Origin of the sequence: Actinoplanes sp. NPDC051859, assembly GCF_044452725.1 — a bacterium.
Classification (GTDB): domain Bacteria; phylum Actinomycetota; class Actinomycetes; order Mycobacteriales; family Micromonosporaceae; genus Actinoplanes.
The window spans coordinates 384,450-400,691 of the sequence record NZ_JBITBX010000002.1 but is presented as its reverse complement, the minus strand read 5'-3'; the positions used below and the strand labels follow the sequence as shown (position 1 = coordinate 400,691).

Annotated in this window: 10 protein-coding genes and 1 pseudogene; 2 read left to right on the top strand and 9 right to left on the bottom strand. The window is 70.9% G+C overall.

The window, feature by feature from the left end; all coding sequences use genetic code 11:
* The first annotated feature begins 11 nt into the window (after positions 1-11).
* Positions 12-2,474 carry a DUF3488 and DUF4129 domain-containing transglutaminase family protein gene (locus ACIA1L_RS05840; protein WP_396071360.1) on the top strand — a complete coding sequence of 821 codons (2,463 nt, stop codon included), beginning with the start codon at positions 12-14 and terminating at the stop codon, positions 2,472-2,474.
* A gap of 368 nt (positions 2,475-2,842) precedes the next feature.
* Here ACIA1L_RS05840 and ACIA1L_RS05835 read toward each other — a convergent pair whose 3' ends face one another.
* From ACIA1L_RS05835 to ACIA1L_RS05795, 9 genes and pseudogenes are all read right to left on the bottom strand, one after another.
* Entirely contained in the window at positions 2,843-3,229 is a 387-nt protein-coding gene (locus ACIA1L_RS05835) for a DUF3040 domain-containing protein (RefSeq protein ID WP_396071359.1), read from the bottom strand.
* An 82-nt stretch (positions 3,230-3,311) separates the two neighbouring features.
* Positions 3,312-4,619 (bottom strand): DNA polymerase IV, encoded by a 1,308-nt coding sequence (locus ACIA1L_RS05830; protein ID WP_396071358.1) that lies wholly within the window; start codon positions 4,617-4,619, stop codon positions 3,312-3,314.
* A gap of 36 nt (positions 4,620-4,655) precedes the next feature.
* Positions 4,656-5,852, bottom strand: coding sequence for an alkaline phosphatase family protein (locus ACIA1L_RS05825; RefSeq protein ID WP_396071357.1), 1,197 nt, complete (start codon positions 5,850-5,852; stop codon positions 4,656-4,658).
* Positions 5,849-6,595, bottom strand: a complete 747-nt coding sequence (locus ACIA1L_RS05820; protein WP_396071356.1) for a methyltransferase domain-containing protein — start codon at positions 6,593-6,595, stop codon at positions 5,849-5,851. The genes ACIA1L_RS05825 and ACIA1L_RS05820 overlap by 4 nt, the downstream gene beginning before the upstream one ends.
* A gap of 64 nt (positions 6,596-6,659) precedes the next feature.
* On the bottom strand, positions 6,660-7,046 hold the full coding sequence (locus ACIA1L_RS05815; protein ID WP_396071355.1) for an SSI family serine proteinase inhibitor: 387 nt from the start codon (positions 7,044-7,046) through the stop codon (positions 6,660-6,662).
* 84 nt (positions 7,047-7,130) lie between these two features.
* Positions 7,131-10,487 (bottom strand): error-prone DNA polymerase, encoded by a 3,357-nt coding sequence (locus ACIA1L_RS05810; protein WP_396071354.1) that lies wholly within the window; start codon positions 10,485-10,487, stop codon positions 7,131-7,133.
* Positions 10,488-10,501: 14 nt separating this feature from the next.
* Positions 10,502-12,133 carry a DNA polymerase Y family protein gene (locus ACIA1L_RS05805; RefSeq protein WP_396071353.1) on the bottom strand — a complete coding sequence of 544 codons (1,632 nt, stop codon included), beginning with the start codon at positions 12,131-12,133 and terminating at the stop codon, positions 10,502-10,504.
* On the bottom strand, positions 12,130-12,894 hold the full coding sequence (locus ACIA1L_RS05800) for a hypothetical protein (RefSeq protein WP_396071770.1): 765 nt from the start codon (positions 12,892-12,894) through the stop codon (positions 12,130-12,132). Before ACIA1L_RS05800 ends, ACIA1L_RS05805 begins: the two co-directional genes overlap by 4 nt.
* Before the next feature lie 1,240 nt (positions 12,895-14,134).
* Positions 14,135-14,650: pseudogene (locus ACIA1L_RS05795) on the bottom strand (SAV_6107 family HEPN domain-containing protein); the annotation flags it as partial.
* A 736-nt stretch (positions 14,651-15,386) separates the two neighbouring features.
* Here ACIA1L_RS05795 and ACIA1L_RS05790 point away from each other — a divergent pair.
* Entirely contained in the window at positions 15,387-16,196 is an 810-nt protein-coding gene (locus ACIA1L_RS05790) for an SDR family NAD(P)-dependent oxidoreductase (protein ID WP_396071352.1), read from the top strand.
* The last annotated feature ends 46 nt before the right edge of the window (positions 16,197-16,242 follow it).

The window sequence follows — 16,242 nt, the reverse complement described above, 5'->3', positions numbered from 1 at the left end:
GGAGTTCTGCTGTGACCGGGCAACGACGACTAGGACTGGTTGCCGCGGGAGCCACACTGCTCTCCGCGGCACCCCTGTCGGCGATCTTCGACACCTGGACCTGGCTGCTGCAGTGCATTCTCGCGGTCGGCCTGGTCGCCGGTGCGGCCGTGCTGACCCGCAGTCTGCGGCTGCCCACCTGGTCGCAGGTCACCAGCATGGTGCTGGTCCTGTTGCTCACCCTGACCTGGATGTTCCCCAGCGGCAGCGAGCTGCTGTCGCTGATCCCGACGCCGGCGACCTTCCAACACTTCGGCGAGCTGTTCACCGCGGCCGGCAACGACACCCGGGCGTACGGCGTACCGGTGCCGGACCGGGACGGCCTGCTCTTCATCGCCACCCTCGGCATCGGCGCGGTCGCCATCGCCGTGGACCTGCTCACCGTGGTGGCCCGCCGCCCGGCGCTGGCCGGCCTGCCGATGCTGGCCATCTATTCGGTGCCGGTCGCGGTCTACATCGACAGTGTGCCGGTCTTCCCCTTCATCGTGGGCGCCATCGGCTACCTCTGGCTGCTGGTCGCCGACAACGTCGACCGGGTGCGCCGCTTCGGCCGCCGGTTCACCGGCGACGGCCGGGACGTCGACGTGTGGGAGCCGTCGCCACTGGCTGCGGCCGGGCGCCGGCTCGCCGTCATCGGTGTCGCCGCCGCCGTCCTCCTTCCGCTGATCGTGCCCGGTCTCGACACCGGTCTGCTGAACCGACTCACCCAGGTCGGCCCCGGAGTGGGCGGCGGTGCCGGCGGCAACAACGGGAAGATCAACCTGTTCGCTTCGCTCTCCGGCAACCTCAACCAGGGGCAGACCGTCGACTTCGTCAAGGTCCGCACTGACGAGCCGGACCCGTTCTACCTGCGTTTCGGTACGGCGGACGAGCTCAGCGACAAAGGTTTCGCCAACCGGGCGCCGGCCGGAGAGTCCGTGGGCCGCGGCTTCAGCGACCCACGGCTGAACAGCACCACCGGCGGTGGCAACTTCAACCAGTACCGCGCCGAGGTCGAGATCCTCAACAACTTCGCGCAGAACCTGGCTCCGGTCTACTCCACCACCATCGATCTTGACGGTCTCAAGGGCAACTGGCTGTACGACCCGAACGCCCAGGTCGTCTTCTCGAACCGCAGCACCACCAAGGGACAGAAGTACTCCTTCGAATACGTCCGTGCGAAGTACACCGCGGACCAGCTGCGCACGGCCGGCCCGCTGCCCGCGGACAGCGCCCTGCGCGGACAGTTCACCGCCACCCCCGGTGATCCCAAGGTGAAAGCCCTGGTCACCCGCCTTATCAGGGGCAAAGACACCGAGTACGACAAGATCATGGCGCTATACGAGCATTTCTCCCGCGAGAACGGGTTCGGCTACAGCCTGCGCCTCGCGGATCCCGACGTCGGCGCCTCCGCCATCTCCTCGTTCCTGGACAACAAGTCGGGCTACTGCCAGCAGTACGCGGCCGCGCTCGCCTGGATGGCCCGCGAAGCCGGCATCCCGGCCCGGGTCGCGTTCGGCTTCACCCGCGGCAGCGGCCGTGACGGCGACGCGTACGTGATCACCAACCGCAACGCCCACGCCTGGACCGAGGTCTTCCTCAACGGCTTCGGCTGGATCCCCTTCGACGCCACCCCGGCGTCAGCGATCGTCGGCTCCACCCGCTCCGAGTACGCGCCCGACGTCGACCAGACCGAAGCGCCCTCGGCCACGGCGACCGCCTCCGCGGCACCCGGCGCGACCGGATCCGCCGCTCCGGGCGGCGCCAACCGGCCCGACCGCGACGTCGACGCGGGTGGCCTGGACCCGGCCGCCGACGCGGGCGCCTCGGGCGGCTCCACCACTGGCCTGCTGATCGCCGGCCTGGCCGCTCTTGTGCTGGCGCTGCTGCTGGTCCCGGCCCTGCGTCGGGTCCTCGTCCGCAACCGCCGCCACGCGGCAACGGCCCCCACTCCGGCGCCGACCACGACGGCAGCAGCCACTCCCGGCAGCTTCGACGTTACGGTGACAACCGAGTCGGCTCGGGCCCGCGAAGACGCCCACGCCGCCTGGGACGAGCTCGTCGACACCATGGTCGACTACCGGGTCATGGTCGACCCGACCGAGACGCCCCGGCACACGGCCGAACGCCTGGTCCGCGAAGCCGACCTGACCGGCAGCCCGGCAGCCGACGGTGCCACCCTCTTGGGCCACGCTGAGGAACGCGCCCGGTATGCCCGCCGCCCCCTGCAGGGCGAGGGTTTGACGGCCGCCCTCACCCAGGTCCGCAAGGGCGTGGCCCGGACCTCCACCCGCCGCACCCGGGTGACGGCGGTCCTCCTGCCGCCCTCGGTGATGCTCCGGTGGCGCATGGGCCTGGCCGACCTGTCCGGCCGTTGGATGACATCTTTCAGCCGCGGTCGGGACATCCTGGTCCGCTTCAGTCCCCGCCGCCTCCTAGCCAACCGCACCCGCTAACACCATGAAAGGCAGTTGATAACCCTCTGGTTGGCGTCGAGGTGCTGGCGGCACGCAAGTGACTTGCGCCGGAGGTGCCAGCGGCCGCCGAGGACATCGCCCGACGACCGGCCACAGGCTCGGCGCGAGCGGCAGGAAAGGTCGTTTCCTGCGGATCTGGACGATGACGACTGGGCGATGTCCGAAGCCGTTGCTCACAGGACGTCCACGGCTTGAGACCCGATCGCTTGCCGGGTCGTGGCCGGCACGGAGCGAAGGACGGGTCAGGGCAGCGTTCAGTGGCGGCCGGCTCATCGTCGGTGACGAGAGGGCAGATATGGCGATGGCGGCCAGCTGGCCGCCATCGTGTCGCCGTAGGTCGCCCTGAGTTAGCGGTGACCCTCGGGGCGCTGCCGCCAGCGGTCCTCGAGGCGGTCGAGGATGCCCGACTTGCGGGTCTGCCGGGTCCGGCGAGTGGCGGTGCCGCCCACGGCGTGCAGGTCGGGGGCTTGGCCCTTGCGACGGGTCTGCATGGCGAACGCGGCCGCGGAGAGCATGACCACGAAGCCGGCCACGCCGAGCGGCGTATTGCTGCTCACCGTGCCGTAGACCACCAGTGCGAGACCCAGGGCGATCACGAAAGCGCCGGCGACGAGCCGGCGACGGGCGTGGAAGCGCGGGTCACTGTTGCGCACAGCCGAGGCGAACTTGGGGTCCTCGGCAAGCGACCGCTCGATCTGATCGAACAGCCGCTGCTCGTGCTCCGAGAGCGGCACGGCATTCCTCCCCGGGCGCATGTCCGGCCCTCCGGCGGTGTGCGGGCGGGCCGATGGTGCTGAAGGCAGCCGTCCGGCTGCCTTACCGCAAGTCTACGAGGGGGTTGCCGGGTCGGAAAGCGGGACGACCGTCGAGTGCGGGTGATTTTCGGTCGGCCGGTGGTCGGTTTGTCGGCAAAAGACTGGCCGGTCCGACGATGGAGCGCCCGAACCGCGCCGCGGCGGCGTCGGCTGCGGCCTCCGCCTCTCGCCAGCCGCGCTCCGGCTCACCCAGTGTGAGCTGCCGTGATGCGCCGGCCGCGGCGCTCAGGCCGTCGACTCGGACGCCGACGAGGCGGATCGGATCCTCGGGATGCAGCGCCTGAAACAGGGCCCAAGAAATCTCGAAAATCTCGCGGGCCACATCGGTGGTCGTCCGCATCGTGCGGGAACGGCTGACTGTGCGGAAATCGGCGAGCCGGATCTTAATAGACACCGTCCGCCCGACGTGGCCGCTTGCGCGCAGCCGTCCGCCCACCTTCTCGGAGAGGGCGAGCATGCTGCGCCGCACCGCGGTGTGGTCGGTGACGTCGGTGTCATAGGTCAGCTCGGCGCCGATCGACTTCTCTTCGTGCTCGGCGACCACCCGGCGCGGGTCGCGGCCCCAGGACAGCTCGTGCAGGTGCGCGGCGGAGGCTTCGCCAACGGCACTGCGCAGCATGCGCAGCGGGGCTCGGGCGAGGTCGGCGACGGTCATCAGGCCGAGCCGCTGCAGCTGGGCTGCCGCTTTGTCGCCGACGCCCCAGAGCGCGCCGACGGGCAGGGGGTGCAAGAAGTCGAGGACGTCGGCGGCCGGGATGACCATCATGCCGTCGGGTTTGGCCCGGGTCGAGCCGAGCTTAGCTACGAATTTGCTGGCGGCGACGCCGACCGAGCAGGTCAGCCGCTGTTCGGCGAAGATCCGCTGGCGGATCGACCGGGCGATCCGGGCAGGGTTGCCGAGCAGCCGCTGGGCGCCCGCCACGTCCAGGAACGCCTCGTCGAGCGAGAGCGGCTCGACCAGCGGGGTGACGTCGCGGAAGATCTGCATGACTGCCGCGGAGGCGGCGTTGTAGGCGGCGAAGTCGACCGGCAGGAACACGGCCTGCGGACACAGCGCCTTGGCCCGCATTCCGGGCATCGCGCTGCGCACGCCGTAACGCCGCGCTTCGTAACTGGCCGAGCTGACCACGCCGCGCGGGCCTCCCCCGCCCACGATGACGGGCTTGCCCTGCAGCTCGGGGCGGCGGCGCACCTCGACGGAAGCGAAGAACGCGTCCATGTCGACGTGCAGGATGGTGCATCCCGCGTCGTCAGCGTCCGGCCCGAACCGCGGATCCCGCCCCTGCCCGATTGCTTGGCTGCGTCCCACGCCGAGCAGACTAGCCAGGGGGTCTGACAGAACGGATCAGGCGACCGTGAGCAGCGGAACCGTCATCTCCGTGGCGGTCACCGAGCCGTGGTAGGCCACCAGGCGCCCCACCGCCGGTGGCTCCCAGCCCCCGGCCAACGCGACGGTGTGGTCGAGGCAGACGACCACCACGTCCCCGATGCGCCCGAGATGGGCCGTGGACACCGGCCCGAACAGGCCGCTGGCGACCGCTTCGTCCCGAGTGAGCACCCAGGCCGAGGACCCGAACACCGACCGGTACGCCGCCACCACGTCCGGCACCGCGCCGGCCCGGGTGTAGAGGTAGCGGACGCGCGGCTCCCCGGCCACGCCCACGACCCCCGCGGACAGGGCCGGGTCGGCGGCGATGTCGACGCGGCCGTCGAGGGGAATGTCGAGCTGTCCGTGGTCGGCGGTAACCAGCAGGGCAGCGCCGGGCGGCAGTCCGTCGGCGAGCCGGGCCACCAGCTCCCCGACGGTCGCTGCGGCTGAGCGCCACGGGTCGGAGTCGATGCCGCTGACGTGTCCCTGGTGGTCGAGGTCGGGGTGGTAGCCGTACACGAGGCCGGGTTCGGCGAGCGCTTTCAGCATGGCGGCGGCCAGCGCGTACGGGTCGCCGGCTCCGGTGAAGGTCGCGCCTCGGTAGGCCGCGACGGTCAGACCCGTACCCTCGAACTCGGTTTTGGTGACCAGCGTGGCGCGAGTCCCGGCAGCAGCGGCGGTCTCGAAGCGGGTCGGGATCGGCTGCCAGTGCGCCGGGTCCGGATCGGTGCCCCAGGCGATGTGGTTGAGGACGCCGCCGTCGGGTTTACGGACGGTGAAACCGAGGATGCCGTGCGCTCCGGGCGGCACTCCGGTGCCGAGCGTGACCAGGCTGACCGGGGTCGTGGAGGGAAAACCCGAGGTGAGCGTCCGGCCGGGCAGCTGCCCCAGGATCGGCGCGTGCCGGGCCGCGTCCGGGATTTGGTACGCCCCCAGCCCGTCCACCAGCAGCACCGCAATCCGATCCACCCCGCCGAGCACGTCGCCCAGCCCCAGCACGTCCACGGCGCCGGGCACCCCGAGGACGGCACTGACACTGGGCAGCAGCTCGGCGAGACTCCCGGTCCCGTAGGCCGGCCGCACGACGTCCAGCGCCGCGGCACTCAGCGGTGGCAACCCACCACCTGCCGCTCCCGACGCGCCGGGCGTCCCGGATCCGCCCGAGGTGGTCACGGGCGGCGGGCGAAGACGTGGAGTTGGGCGGCGATGTCGCGGAACGGGGGCCGGGTGGACAGGGCAAGCTCCAGGTCGAGCATGGTCTGCGGGTCGGCTTCGACCACCGCGGCCGGCAGGAGGTCGGCGAGGACGCGTACGCCCTGGGTTTCCTCGACGGTGAGTCCCGCGGCCGTGAGCAGCGCCTCGGCGGTCTCCGCGTCGTAGCGCCGGCGCACGGTGTCCCGTCCGGCGGCCCGACCGTCGGGGTCGTCGAGCAGCGTGGCCGCCGCGCTGAGGTGGCCGTTGAAGGCTCGGCCCAACACCGCCGCGGCCCGCCCGGCGACCAGCAGGCTCAGCGCTCCGCCGGGACGCAGCGCCGCGACGACGGCGGCGACGACGGCGGCCGGCTCGTCGACGACTTCCAGGACGGCGTGGCACAGGATCAGGTCGACGCTGCCGGGCGCGACCAGCCCGGCGAGGGCGTCGCCGTCACCCTGGACGGCGCGGACCCGGTCGGCGACACCCGCGTCCGCGGCGCGTCGGGTGAGAGCGGCGAGGGCGTCCGGGCTGGCGTCGACGACCGTGACCTGGTGTCCGGCTTCGGCCAGTGGCACGGCGAAGCCACCCGTCCCACCGCCGACGTCCACGACGGTCAGTTCCCGCCCGGCGTGCCGCTCGAGCTCACGGCGCAGCACGGTCCAGACGGCGGCCGTGCGCGGGGTGACGGGTGGTCGGGGGGTACGCGTCGCAGCGGTGTCCACAAGCGCAGCGTATCGGCCCCTCGAAGGTGTGCGGCAGGCGAAACTCCGCGCCGCCCGGATCGCGTCAGAAGGCGAGGACGACTCCGGTGGCGCGGGTCATCTCGCAGGGGTTGCCGTACTGCTGGGTCCACTTGACCTTCTTGCCTTGCCACTTGCCGGTGATCTCGGCGGTGATCGGCGCGTACTCCATCGTGCACATGGTGTTGGCGGGCTTCAGCTTGGCCGGGTTGCCGTTGACCTTGGCCAGCGCCGCGCAGGCTTTGCCCTTCTTGGGGTGCGGCCCCCCGGCCGGGTCGCAGCGCAGCACCACCGCCGCCGCATAGCCCGCCTCGGCCGTGTAGCTCAAGGTCAGCTCGGTTTTCTTCTTGGCGGCGGGCGCCGCCGTAGCCGGGGCGGCCGCGGCCACGCCGGCGAGGACCAGGACCGCGGACAGGCCGATGGTACGGATCATGATGTCGTCCCCCGTCGTACGATGTCGGATCCGGTGTACGCCACAAAAGGTGCCACACACGCAGAACGGAAATATAGTGTCCGTTCAGCGGAAGTCCCGGGAAGCGGGCGTCACCGGCGGGGTGAGCGCGTCGAGCCGATCCGCGACCAGGTTCAGCACTCCCTCCACGGTTTTCTCCAGCCGCCCCCGCACCACCAGCGCTGAACTGGTCCGCGCCACCCGCCGATAGCGCTGCCAGAGCCCCGGCGAGCAGGTGACGTTGAGCATGCCCGTCTCGTCCTCGAGGTTGACGAAGGTCACACCACCTGCGGTAGCCGGTCGCTGCCGGTGCGTGACAATGCCGCCGACGCGGATCCGGGTGCCCCCCTCGACCCGACCCAGCTTGGCGATCGGCAGCGCGCCGATCCGGGTCAACTCCGGGCGGAGGAACTGGGCAGGATGCGAATCCGGGGACAACCCCGTCGCCCACACGTCCGCGACCAGCTTGTCCACCTCGTCCATGCCGGGCAAGGTGGGCGCCTGCAGGCCGGTGACCGTGCCCGGCAGGCGGTCCGGCCGGTCCTGCGCCGCGGCCCCCGCCGCCCACAGCGCCTCCCGCCGGGTCAGCCCGAAACCCGCAAAAGCATCGCCGGTCGCCAGCGCCTCCAGGTGGGCAGCCGAACATCCGGTCCGGCGGGCGAGATCCGCCATATCCCGGTACGGCCCGTGCGCGCGGCGCTCATCCTCGATCGTCTTCGCCAGGTCCTCGCCAACCGTACGGACGCTCGACAGCCCCATCCGCACAGCGGGACCGCCCAGGCCCCACGCGTGCGGCGGTTCGCCCGGCGCCGAACCCCACCGGGTGGTCGCCGTGGACTCCAACGTCGCGGCGGCAGCACTGGCGTTGATGTCCGGCCGGCGCACCTCCACCCCGTGCCGACGGGCATCATCCACCAACGACTGCGGCGAGTAGAAGCCCATCGGTTGGGCGTTGAGCAGAGCCGCGCAGAAAGCGGCCGGGTGATAGCGCTTCAGCCACGCGCTCGCGTACACGAGGTAGGCGAAACTCATCGCATGGCTCTCCGGAAAGCCATAGCTGGCGAACGCGGACAGCTTCAGGAAGAGGTCGTCGGCGAGGTCGCCGGTGATGCCGCGCGCCGCCATTCCCTCGTACAGTCGCTGCTTGATCTTCTCCATTTTCTCGACGGACCGCTTGGATCCCATGGCCCGGCGCAGCTGGTCGGCCTCGGCCGGATCGAAACCGGCGACGTCGATGGCAAGCTGCATGAGCTGCTCCTGGAAAAGCGGCACGCCGAGGGTCTTCTCCAAGGCGTTGCGCATGAGCGGGTGCGGATAGGTCACCTCCTCCACGCCGTTCTTGCGGCGGATGAAGGGATGCACCGAGCCGCCCTGAATGGGCCCCGGCCGGATCAGCGCCACCTCGACGACCAAGTCGTAGAACACGGTCGGCTTGAGCCGCGGCAGGGTCGCCATCTGCGCCCGGCTCTCCACCTGGAACACCCCGACGGTGTCGGCCCGGCACAACATCGCGTAGATCTCGTCGTCGTCGAGCCGCATATCGCCCAGGTCCAGATCCAACTCGATCATGTCGTAGGCATAGTGCAGCGCCGACAGCATGCCCAGGCCCAGCAGGTCGAACTTGACCAGGTCCACCGCCGCGCAGTCATCCTTGTCCCACTGCAACACCGTGCGCCCCGGCATCCGCCCCCACTCCACCGGGCACACCTCGATGATCGGCCGGTCGCAGATCACCATGCCGCCGGAATGAATACCCAGATGCCGCGGAAAGCCCTGCACCTGATTCGCAAACGCGACCACCTGCTCCGGAATGTCGTCCACATCGACGGCCGCCACACTGCCCCACCGGTCGATCTGCTTGCTCCACGCATCCTGCTGCCCCGGCGAAAACCCGAAAGCCTTCGCCATATCGCGTACGGCCGACCGCGGACGATACGAGATCACATTGGCGACCTGCGCGGTATGTTCCCGACCGTGCAAGCGGTACACGTGTTGAATCACCTCCTCGCGCCGATCCGACTCGATGTCCACATCGATGTCCGGCGGACCGTCCCGCTCCGGTGCCAAAAACCGTTCGAACAACAGGTCGTACTCGACCGCGTCCACATTGGTGATCCGCAACGCGTAACAGACCGCGGAATTCGCCGCCGAGCCCCGGCCCTGGCAGTAGATCCGCTGATCCCGGCAGAACTTCACGATGTCGTAGACCACCAGGAAATAGCCGGGAAAATTCAGCTCCTCGATCATCCGCAGTTCATGCTCGAGCTGCGCGTACGCCTTCGGATGCGCCTGCGGCGGCCCATACCGTTCCCGGGCGCCGCGCATCGTCAGCTCCCGCAGCCAGCTCATCTCGGTATGCCCCGGCTCCGGAATCGGGAAATCCGGCAGCCGCGGCGCCACCAGTTGCAGGTCGAAAGCGAGATCGTCGCCGAACATCGCGGCGTTCTCCACCGCACCCGGATACGCCCCGAACCGCCGCTTCATCTCCGCGCCACTCCGCAGGTGCGCGGCCCCCGCCGCAGGCAGCCAACCGTCCATCTCGTCCAAACTGCGCCGGGCCCGCACCGCGGCCAGCGCGGTCGCCAACCGCCGCCGCTTCGGGCTCGCATAGTGCACGTTGTTCGTCGCGACCACCGCCAGCTTGCGCTCGCGGGCCAAGTCGAACAGCACATCGTTGCGGTCCCCGTCGTACGGGTCACCATGATCGGTCAACTCCACGGCGACGTTGCCCCGCCCGAACAGGCTCACCAACCGATCCAGCTCCCGCGCCGCACCCCGCGGCCCCTCGGCGGCGAGCGCCCGCGGCACACTGCCCTTACGGCAGCCGGTCAACACCAGCACGTGATCGCGCAACACCCCGGCAACCTGTTCCAGATCCCCGTACGCCGGTTTGCCCTTCTCCGCACCGTCGAGCTGACCGCGGGAAATCGTCCGAGCCAGCCGGGCGTACCCCTCCGGCCCGTGCGCGAGGGCGAGCAGGTGCCGCCCGTGCGGATCGGCCTCACCGTTCTGCGGCTTCGCCAGGTCCAGAGAAAGCTCGGCGCCGAAGATCGTCGGCAGTCCCAGCTCCCGGGCGGCCTGCGAAAACCGCACCACCCCGTAAAAGCCGTCGTGATCGGTGACGGCGAGCGCGCTGAGCCCCAACCGCACCGCCTCCTCCGCCAACTCCTCGGGATGACTGGCGCCGTCCAGAAAACTGAAATTGGTGTGGCAGTGCAGCTCCGCATACCGCTCCTCGGCCACGGTACGCACCAGGGCAGGCGCCTCGTACGGCTGCCGCTTGCGGCTCCACGCCGGCGAGTCCCCACCGTCCCCGTCGACAGCGAGCGGATCGACGACCTGCAGATGCCGCTTGGTCTTCCGACCGGTCAGGGCATTCTCCAACTCGCCCCACGGCTGCCGCGGATTGTGGAAGAAGCCCATCTCACACCCTGCCGTCAGTCATAGATCGCCTCAATCGCCCACTGTCCGGCGGCGAGCGAAAGCAGAAACGCCCGCCCATCGGTGACGGCCACCTGAAAACGGGCGCGACGCCGCGATTCGGCCGGCGCCCACCAACGCTCGTCCACCGGCCACGGCCCCGCCCAGCCGGCAATCTCGGCGCACTCGTCGCCGAACGCCAGGACAGCCGGGTCACCACTCAGTTCGAGGCGGGCGCTGACAGCTACCGGCGTACCCGTCTCGTCCAGCACCACCGCGGCCGCAGGCAGCGGCAGCACCAAAGCCGGAGCGGGCGTCGGAAGACGACCCGGCCAGGGCGGCCGTTTGTCCGACACTGTCGGCTTCTTCGGCACCGGGACCTCCTGCCCGGGCAACGCCACCGCCACAAAGTCATGAGCCGGCGCGGGCGCGGCAGGCCGGGCCGGCTCCCGCTCGTCGCCCCACGGCACCAACCGCACCTGGTCGTCGGCGGACCGGCCGCCCCCGGCCACCGCGGTGAACACCGACTCCGGGCCGAGCAGGCCCTGCACCCGGCTCAGCGCCCGATGCGCCCGCTCCTGCTCCGCCCCCGCATCCCCCCACAGCCCAGGCTGAAGTCCGAGATGGACAAGCACGCCGTCAGGCACCAGCCGCAACCGGACCAGGCCCGCGGTCGGCCGGGTCGGCGCGCCCCGACGGGCCCCGGTCAGCCAGCCGTCGAGCTGCCAACGCACCCGCTCAGCGATGGCCGCGGCGGTGAGCAGCCCGTCGTGCCGCCACACCCGGTGCAGCTCCTGACCGTCGGCGGTAACCGCCTCGATGCCCAGCCGGGTGCAGGCCAACCCGTGCGCGGCAAGCCGCTCATGCAGCCGCTCGGCCAACGCCCGCCCCGCAAACGCGGCAACGTCCACCCGCTCCAGCGGCTCCTCGTAGATCCCGGTCACATCGAGATCGGGCGGCGGCTCCCGCACCGCCAACGGCCGATGATCGAGCCCCGCAGCCCACCGGTGCGCCAGCGCCCCATCGAACCCGAACCGGCTCAACACATCCGCCGCGGGCAGCGCCGCGAAATCCCCCAACGTCGCCACCCCCAACCGCCGCAACAAATCGGCCAGCTCGGGTCGCTCCAGCGCATCGATGGTCACCCCGGCCAAAAATTCCCGCGTACGCCCCGCCGCCACGATCCGCCCCGCCCGCGCCGCCAACCCAGCCGCAAACACCCCGTCGGCGACACCCACTTGGCTCTCGACGGCACACGCCTGCGCCACCTGCTCGACAATCCGCTCGGCGGCCTGCTCCTCACCCCCGAAATAGCGGGCGGGTCCCCGCGCGGCCAGCGCACACGCCCCCGGCCGTACCACCTCGACGCCGACGGCCACCTCCTCCACCGCCGCCACCACCGGCTCGAACGCCCGCGCATCCCGCCCCGGATCGTGTTCCACCACCACCAGCTGCGGGCAACGCCCCTGCGCCTCCCGCCGCCGCAACCCCCGCCGCACCCCCTCGGCCCGCGCAGCCTCAGAACAGGCCACAACCCGATTGCCCCGCACCACGACAACCGGCCCCGCCGCGGATATCCCGTCCACAATCTCCGCCGCGACAACCGGCCAATCCGGACACCACACCAGCAACGTCCGCGGGCCGCTCACGGGGAATCCACCAGCGAAAGACCGGCTGGCCTGCTGCTCTTCTCCGGCTCGCCTTTCTCCAGACCGTCGCTTTCCTCCCGGCCGTCGCTTTTCTCCCGGGCGCTGTCTTTCCCCAGACCATCGCTTTTCTCCCGACCGCCGTCTTTCCCAGAGTCGGGTAGAACTCCTACTCCGGGCAGCCACATGGTCAGTTCCTTGGGCCGAGCCGCCGCCCCCCGCCCCCGAGCCACCACCGTGACTTCCCGCCGCCGCAGCCGTCCCCGACCCTCCCCGAGCCCGTCCCACCGCCCCCGGGTGACCTGCAACGTGACATCAGCACCGTCCCACCTGCCGTACGGCACGAGCACACACCCCCGCTGCCGAGCCCGGGCAACGAGCCGGCTAGCGACGGTGGCGGAAACGGCGCCAGGAACGGCGACCACCACGACATCAACCCCGTCGATGAGTGCAGCAACCACCGTGGGCCACTCCGGACCCGGATTCGGCACGAGCGCCAGCCGTTCCAGCGCAATCCCACTCTCCGCGGCAGCGAGCGCCCCGAGCGCCGGCACACCCACCACGGCGCACCACGATCCGGCATGAGAAGCAGCGGAAAGCAGGGCCAGCAGCAGCGATGTACCCCCATTCCCCATCCGCCCCGCCGACTCGAGCGATGTGGCCCCGTTCCCCCTTCGCCCCGCCGACTCGGCCGCAACGCGCTCCCCGGCAGCCGCTGCCACCAAGTCGGCGGGGACCTCCGATCCGGGTCGCGAGCTCGGCAATACCGGCGCCGGGGCTGGGTGAGTTGGCCCAGGTGACGGCGGACCCGTAGGTGGTCCGGAGGCCGAGGCTGCCTCCGCCAGCCCGGAAGCCGTCGAAGGGTCGAACCTCGCCGCGGGTGGCGAGGCCGCACGCCGCTCGGAAGCTGTCAGGCCACCTTCCGCGCCGCGGCTCCGGTCGAGTCCCCCTCGGCGATAGGAACCAGCACCGGGCGAAAGGTCTGCACCACGCGGGGAACCCGCACCGGGCGAAGCGTCTGCACCACGCGAAAGGTCGGCGCCGGGCGAAAGGCCTGCACTACGCGAGAAGTCAGCGTGACGCGGAAAGCTGGCACCGCGCGAGAAACCGGCGCCGCGTGAAAGGTCGGCGTGACGTGAAAGGTCGGACTCGGCGGCAAAACCAACGGCGACGGTGCTGCCTCGGCGTAGCCCCCGGCCGGGCAGCAAACCACCCAGTTCGGGAAGCACCGGCAGCACCCGATGCATCCCGCCTTCGCCGATGTCACCGGCAGACCGCACCAGCTCAGCAAGAGCCGCAGCCCCACCGATCATGCGCCCGGCCATCGCTCCGCCCCACTGTCCACATTCTTCTCAGATCTCCACCCTGCAGCCCGCACGTTGCCCGCGCGCTTGCCTGCGCAGTGCGGTTGCTGCGGCGCGCAGCAACGCCACGGGAGGCAGGCGCCGTCCGCAGCAGCACCTTCCGGCCGACATGCCAGCCTCACCGACCGTCAGGGCCCAGCCGCCCAGATAAGCCCAGCCGCCCAGGCAAACCCGGCCACTCAGGCAAGCCGGCCACCCAAGCAAGCCCAGCCGCCCAAGCAAGCCCGACCACCCGGACAACCGGGGCCACCAGGCAGGCCTAGCCGCCCGCCCAGGCACGCCCCACCGCCCGGCCACCCGGGATAAGCCCAGCCGCCCAGGCAAACTGGGACAGCCCCTTCACCGCAGCCGACCGTGCCACCGGCAACGACCGCTGCCTCGGGAAATGTCGTCAAGCGGCTGAGCGCCTGCCGGGCCGGACGATGGGACGAACGGGCGGCGGAGTGGCGGAGCAACTGGCCTGTGGAGCGACCGCTGAGCGACTCGCGGGCTGGGCAACCGCTGAGCGACTCGCGGGCTGGGCGACCGGGCGAACCGGCTGCTGCTCGACTCGCTCGCGATGCGGGCCGCCGATCGACGGAGGAGAGGTCCGTTGTTCCGAAAGGCTGGGTGGCGGGGTTCTGGGCTGGATGGGTGGGGCGGCCTCGAGGGTGGGCTGGTACGGCAGGCCGAGGGCCGACTGGACCAGGGACACGAAGGTTTCCGCAGCCCTCAGCAGGTCGTCTGCCTCGCGGGCGGTGACCACGCGGGGGATGCCGGCTTCGGCTGCTGCTCGCTTGGCGGCGCCCAGGGCGAAGTAGGTGGCCCAGTCACCGAATTCGGGGGCGACCAGCACGAGGAGGGACCAGACGCTGGTCACGCGGTTGCGGCGGGTGGGGGCGGCGGGTCTGGCCCGGGCGGCGAGAACCGCGGCGGCGGCGCGGAGGGCGGCTAGGTGGGAGGCTGCGTAGCGCAGGCCGTCGGGGCGGGTGCGGGCTGCTTCGGCGAGGCCCTGATATGCCGCGGTGAGGAGTTGGGCCGGGGTGCGGTGGGGCAGGAGGTTGGCGGGCACAGTCGGGGCGGCCTGCGTTCCCGCTGTGGGCGCATGCGCCAGGCCATGATACCGCGGGCGGGGTGCGACGACCTCCGGGACGGCGACTGCCGGGTTGCTCACCATGGTTGCTCCTCGCGTGTATCGCATCCGACGTGCTGGTCGAATCGGGGTGCTGCGGAGGAAGGCACAGCGGATGGTGCTGCCGGCCGGGTGTGAAGCTTCCCCACACCACACCCGACCGGACTTCGCCGGCGGGTCCGTCGCCCGCCTCCCGGGGGTCGGGGGTGGCGGACGACGGTCCTGCCTGGTGCAGGTCCGGACCCGCGAATGCCCGGACCTTGCGTGCGACGCTTCGCGGGCGCCGCACCGGGGAGCCTCGCCGCGAACGCGGCTCCCGATCAGTCAGTCGAGCGCCCGGCCGGTCCGCTGACGACTGCTCCCGGACTGGGCCCTGTCGTGGCGCGCTGCCAGGAGAAGCAGGCGCCCGACCGGCCAGGCCGAGGAGAACAACCGTTCGAACCAATCGAACACTCGTTCTAACTACCGGAGAGAGTAACACCCCCCACCGACAAAAAAGCAACGCAACAAAGAGGGCCCGTCGAGAGACGTAGACCAGCGGAAAGAGCGACAAGCCGGACAGCCAGCGCAGCAGGTCAGGTCGAGCAAGCCACATGCAGTCAGGCCGAGCAAGTCGCATGCAGCCAGGCCGAGCAAGCCGCATGCAGCCAGCCCGGCCGCGCGGCAGAATGTCGACGCGGGCGACTGGCGGGCTCCGATCACGACAGTGGAGACCATTGATTCTGTCGTCCGCCGGTTGCCAGGATGCACGGGTACGGCAGCCGCGGCGAAGGAGGCGGGCATGCGCACGATCGTGATCACCGGAGCGAGCTCCGGGGTGGGCCTGGCCGCGGCGCAGGAGTTGGCCGCGCACGGCGATCAGGTGGTCGTCGTCGGCCGGGATGCGGGCCGGCTGAGTGCGGCTATGGCAGCGATCCGGGCGGCAGCAACCGGCCCCGAGCCGGGTGAGTTCCGGGCCGATTTCGATTCGCTGGATCAGGTACGGCGACTCGCGGACCGGCTACTGGCGGCGTACCCGACCATCGACGTCCTGGCGAACAATGCCGGCGGCATGCTGGGGGCGTACCGGAAGACGGTGGACGGCTTCGAAGCGACCCTGGCGAGCAACCACCTCGCGCCTTTTCTCCTCACCCACCTGCTGCGGGAGCGGTTGCGCGGCAAGCGGGTGGTGAACACCGCCTCCCGGCGGCACCAGCCGACCCGGCTCGACCCGGACGACTTCACCGGCGACCCGGCGGGGTGGAACGCGTGGCGGGCCTACAGCGCGGGCAAGGGCGCCAACATCCTGTTCACCGCCGAGGCGGCCCGGCGCTGGCCGGATGTTCTGTCGGTGGCGTTCCATCCCGGGGTGGTGCGGACGAACTTCGGCGCGGACCCGGTGACCCGGATGTTCTACAAGCTCGCGCCGTTTCTCACCACGCCGGAGAAGGCAGGGGCGCTGCTGGCGTGGCTGGCGACCGCCCCGGCGGAAGAGTTGCGCAGCGGCGCTTATTACGTGGGGCATGAGGTCACTACCCCGGACCGACGGCTGACCGATCCGGCGCTGGCGACTCGGCTATGGGAGACCAGCACCAAGGCCGTCGGTCTCTAACAAACGACCAGCACCAAGGCCGTCGGCCTCTAACAACACGACCAGC

Coding starts and splice junctions, on each gene's coding strand:
- ACIA1L_RS05790 (WP_396071352.1), top strand. CDS start 15,387: ATGCGCACGATCGTGATCACCGGAGCGAGCTCCGGGGTGGGCCTGGCC.
- ACIA1L_RS05815 (WP_396071355.1), bottom strand. CDS start 7,046: ATGATCCGTACCATCGGCCTGTCCGCGGTCCTGGTCCTCGCCGGCGTG.
- ACIA1L_RS05810 (WP_396071354.1), bottom strand. CDS start 10,487: ATGGGCTTCTTCCACAATCCGCGGCAGCCGTGGGGCGAGTTGGAGAAT.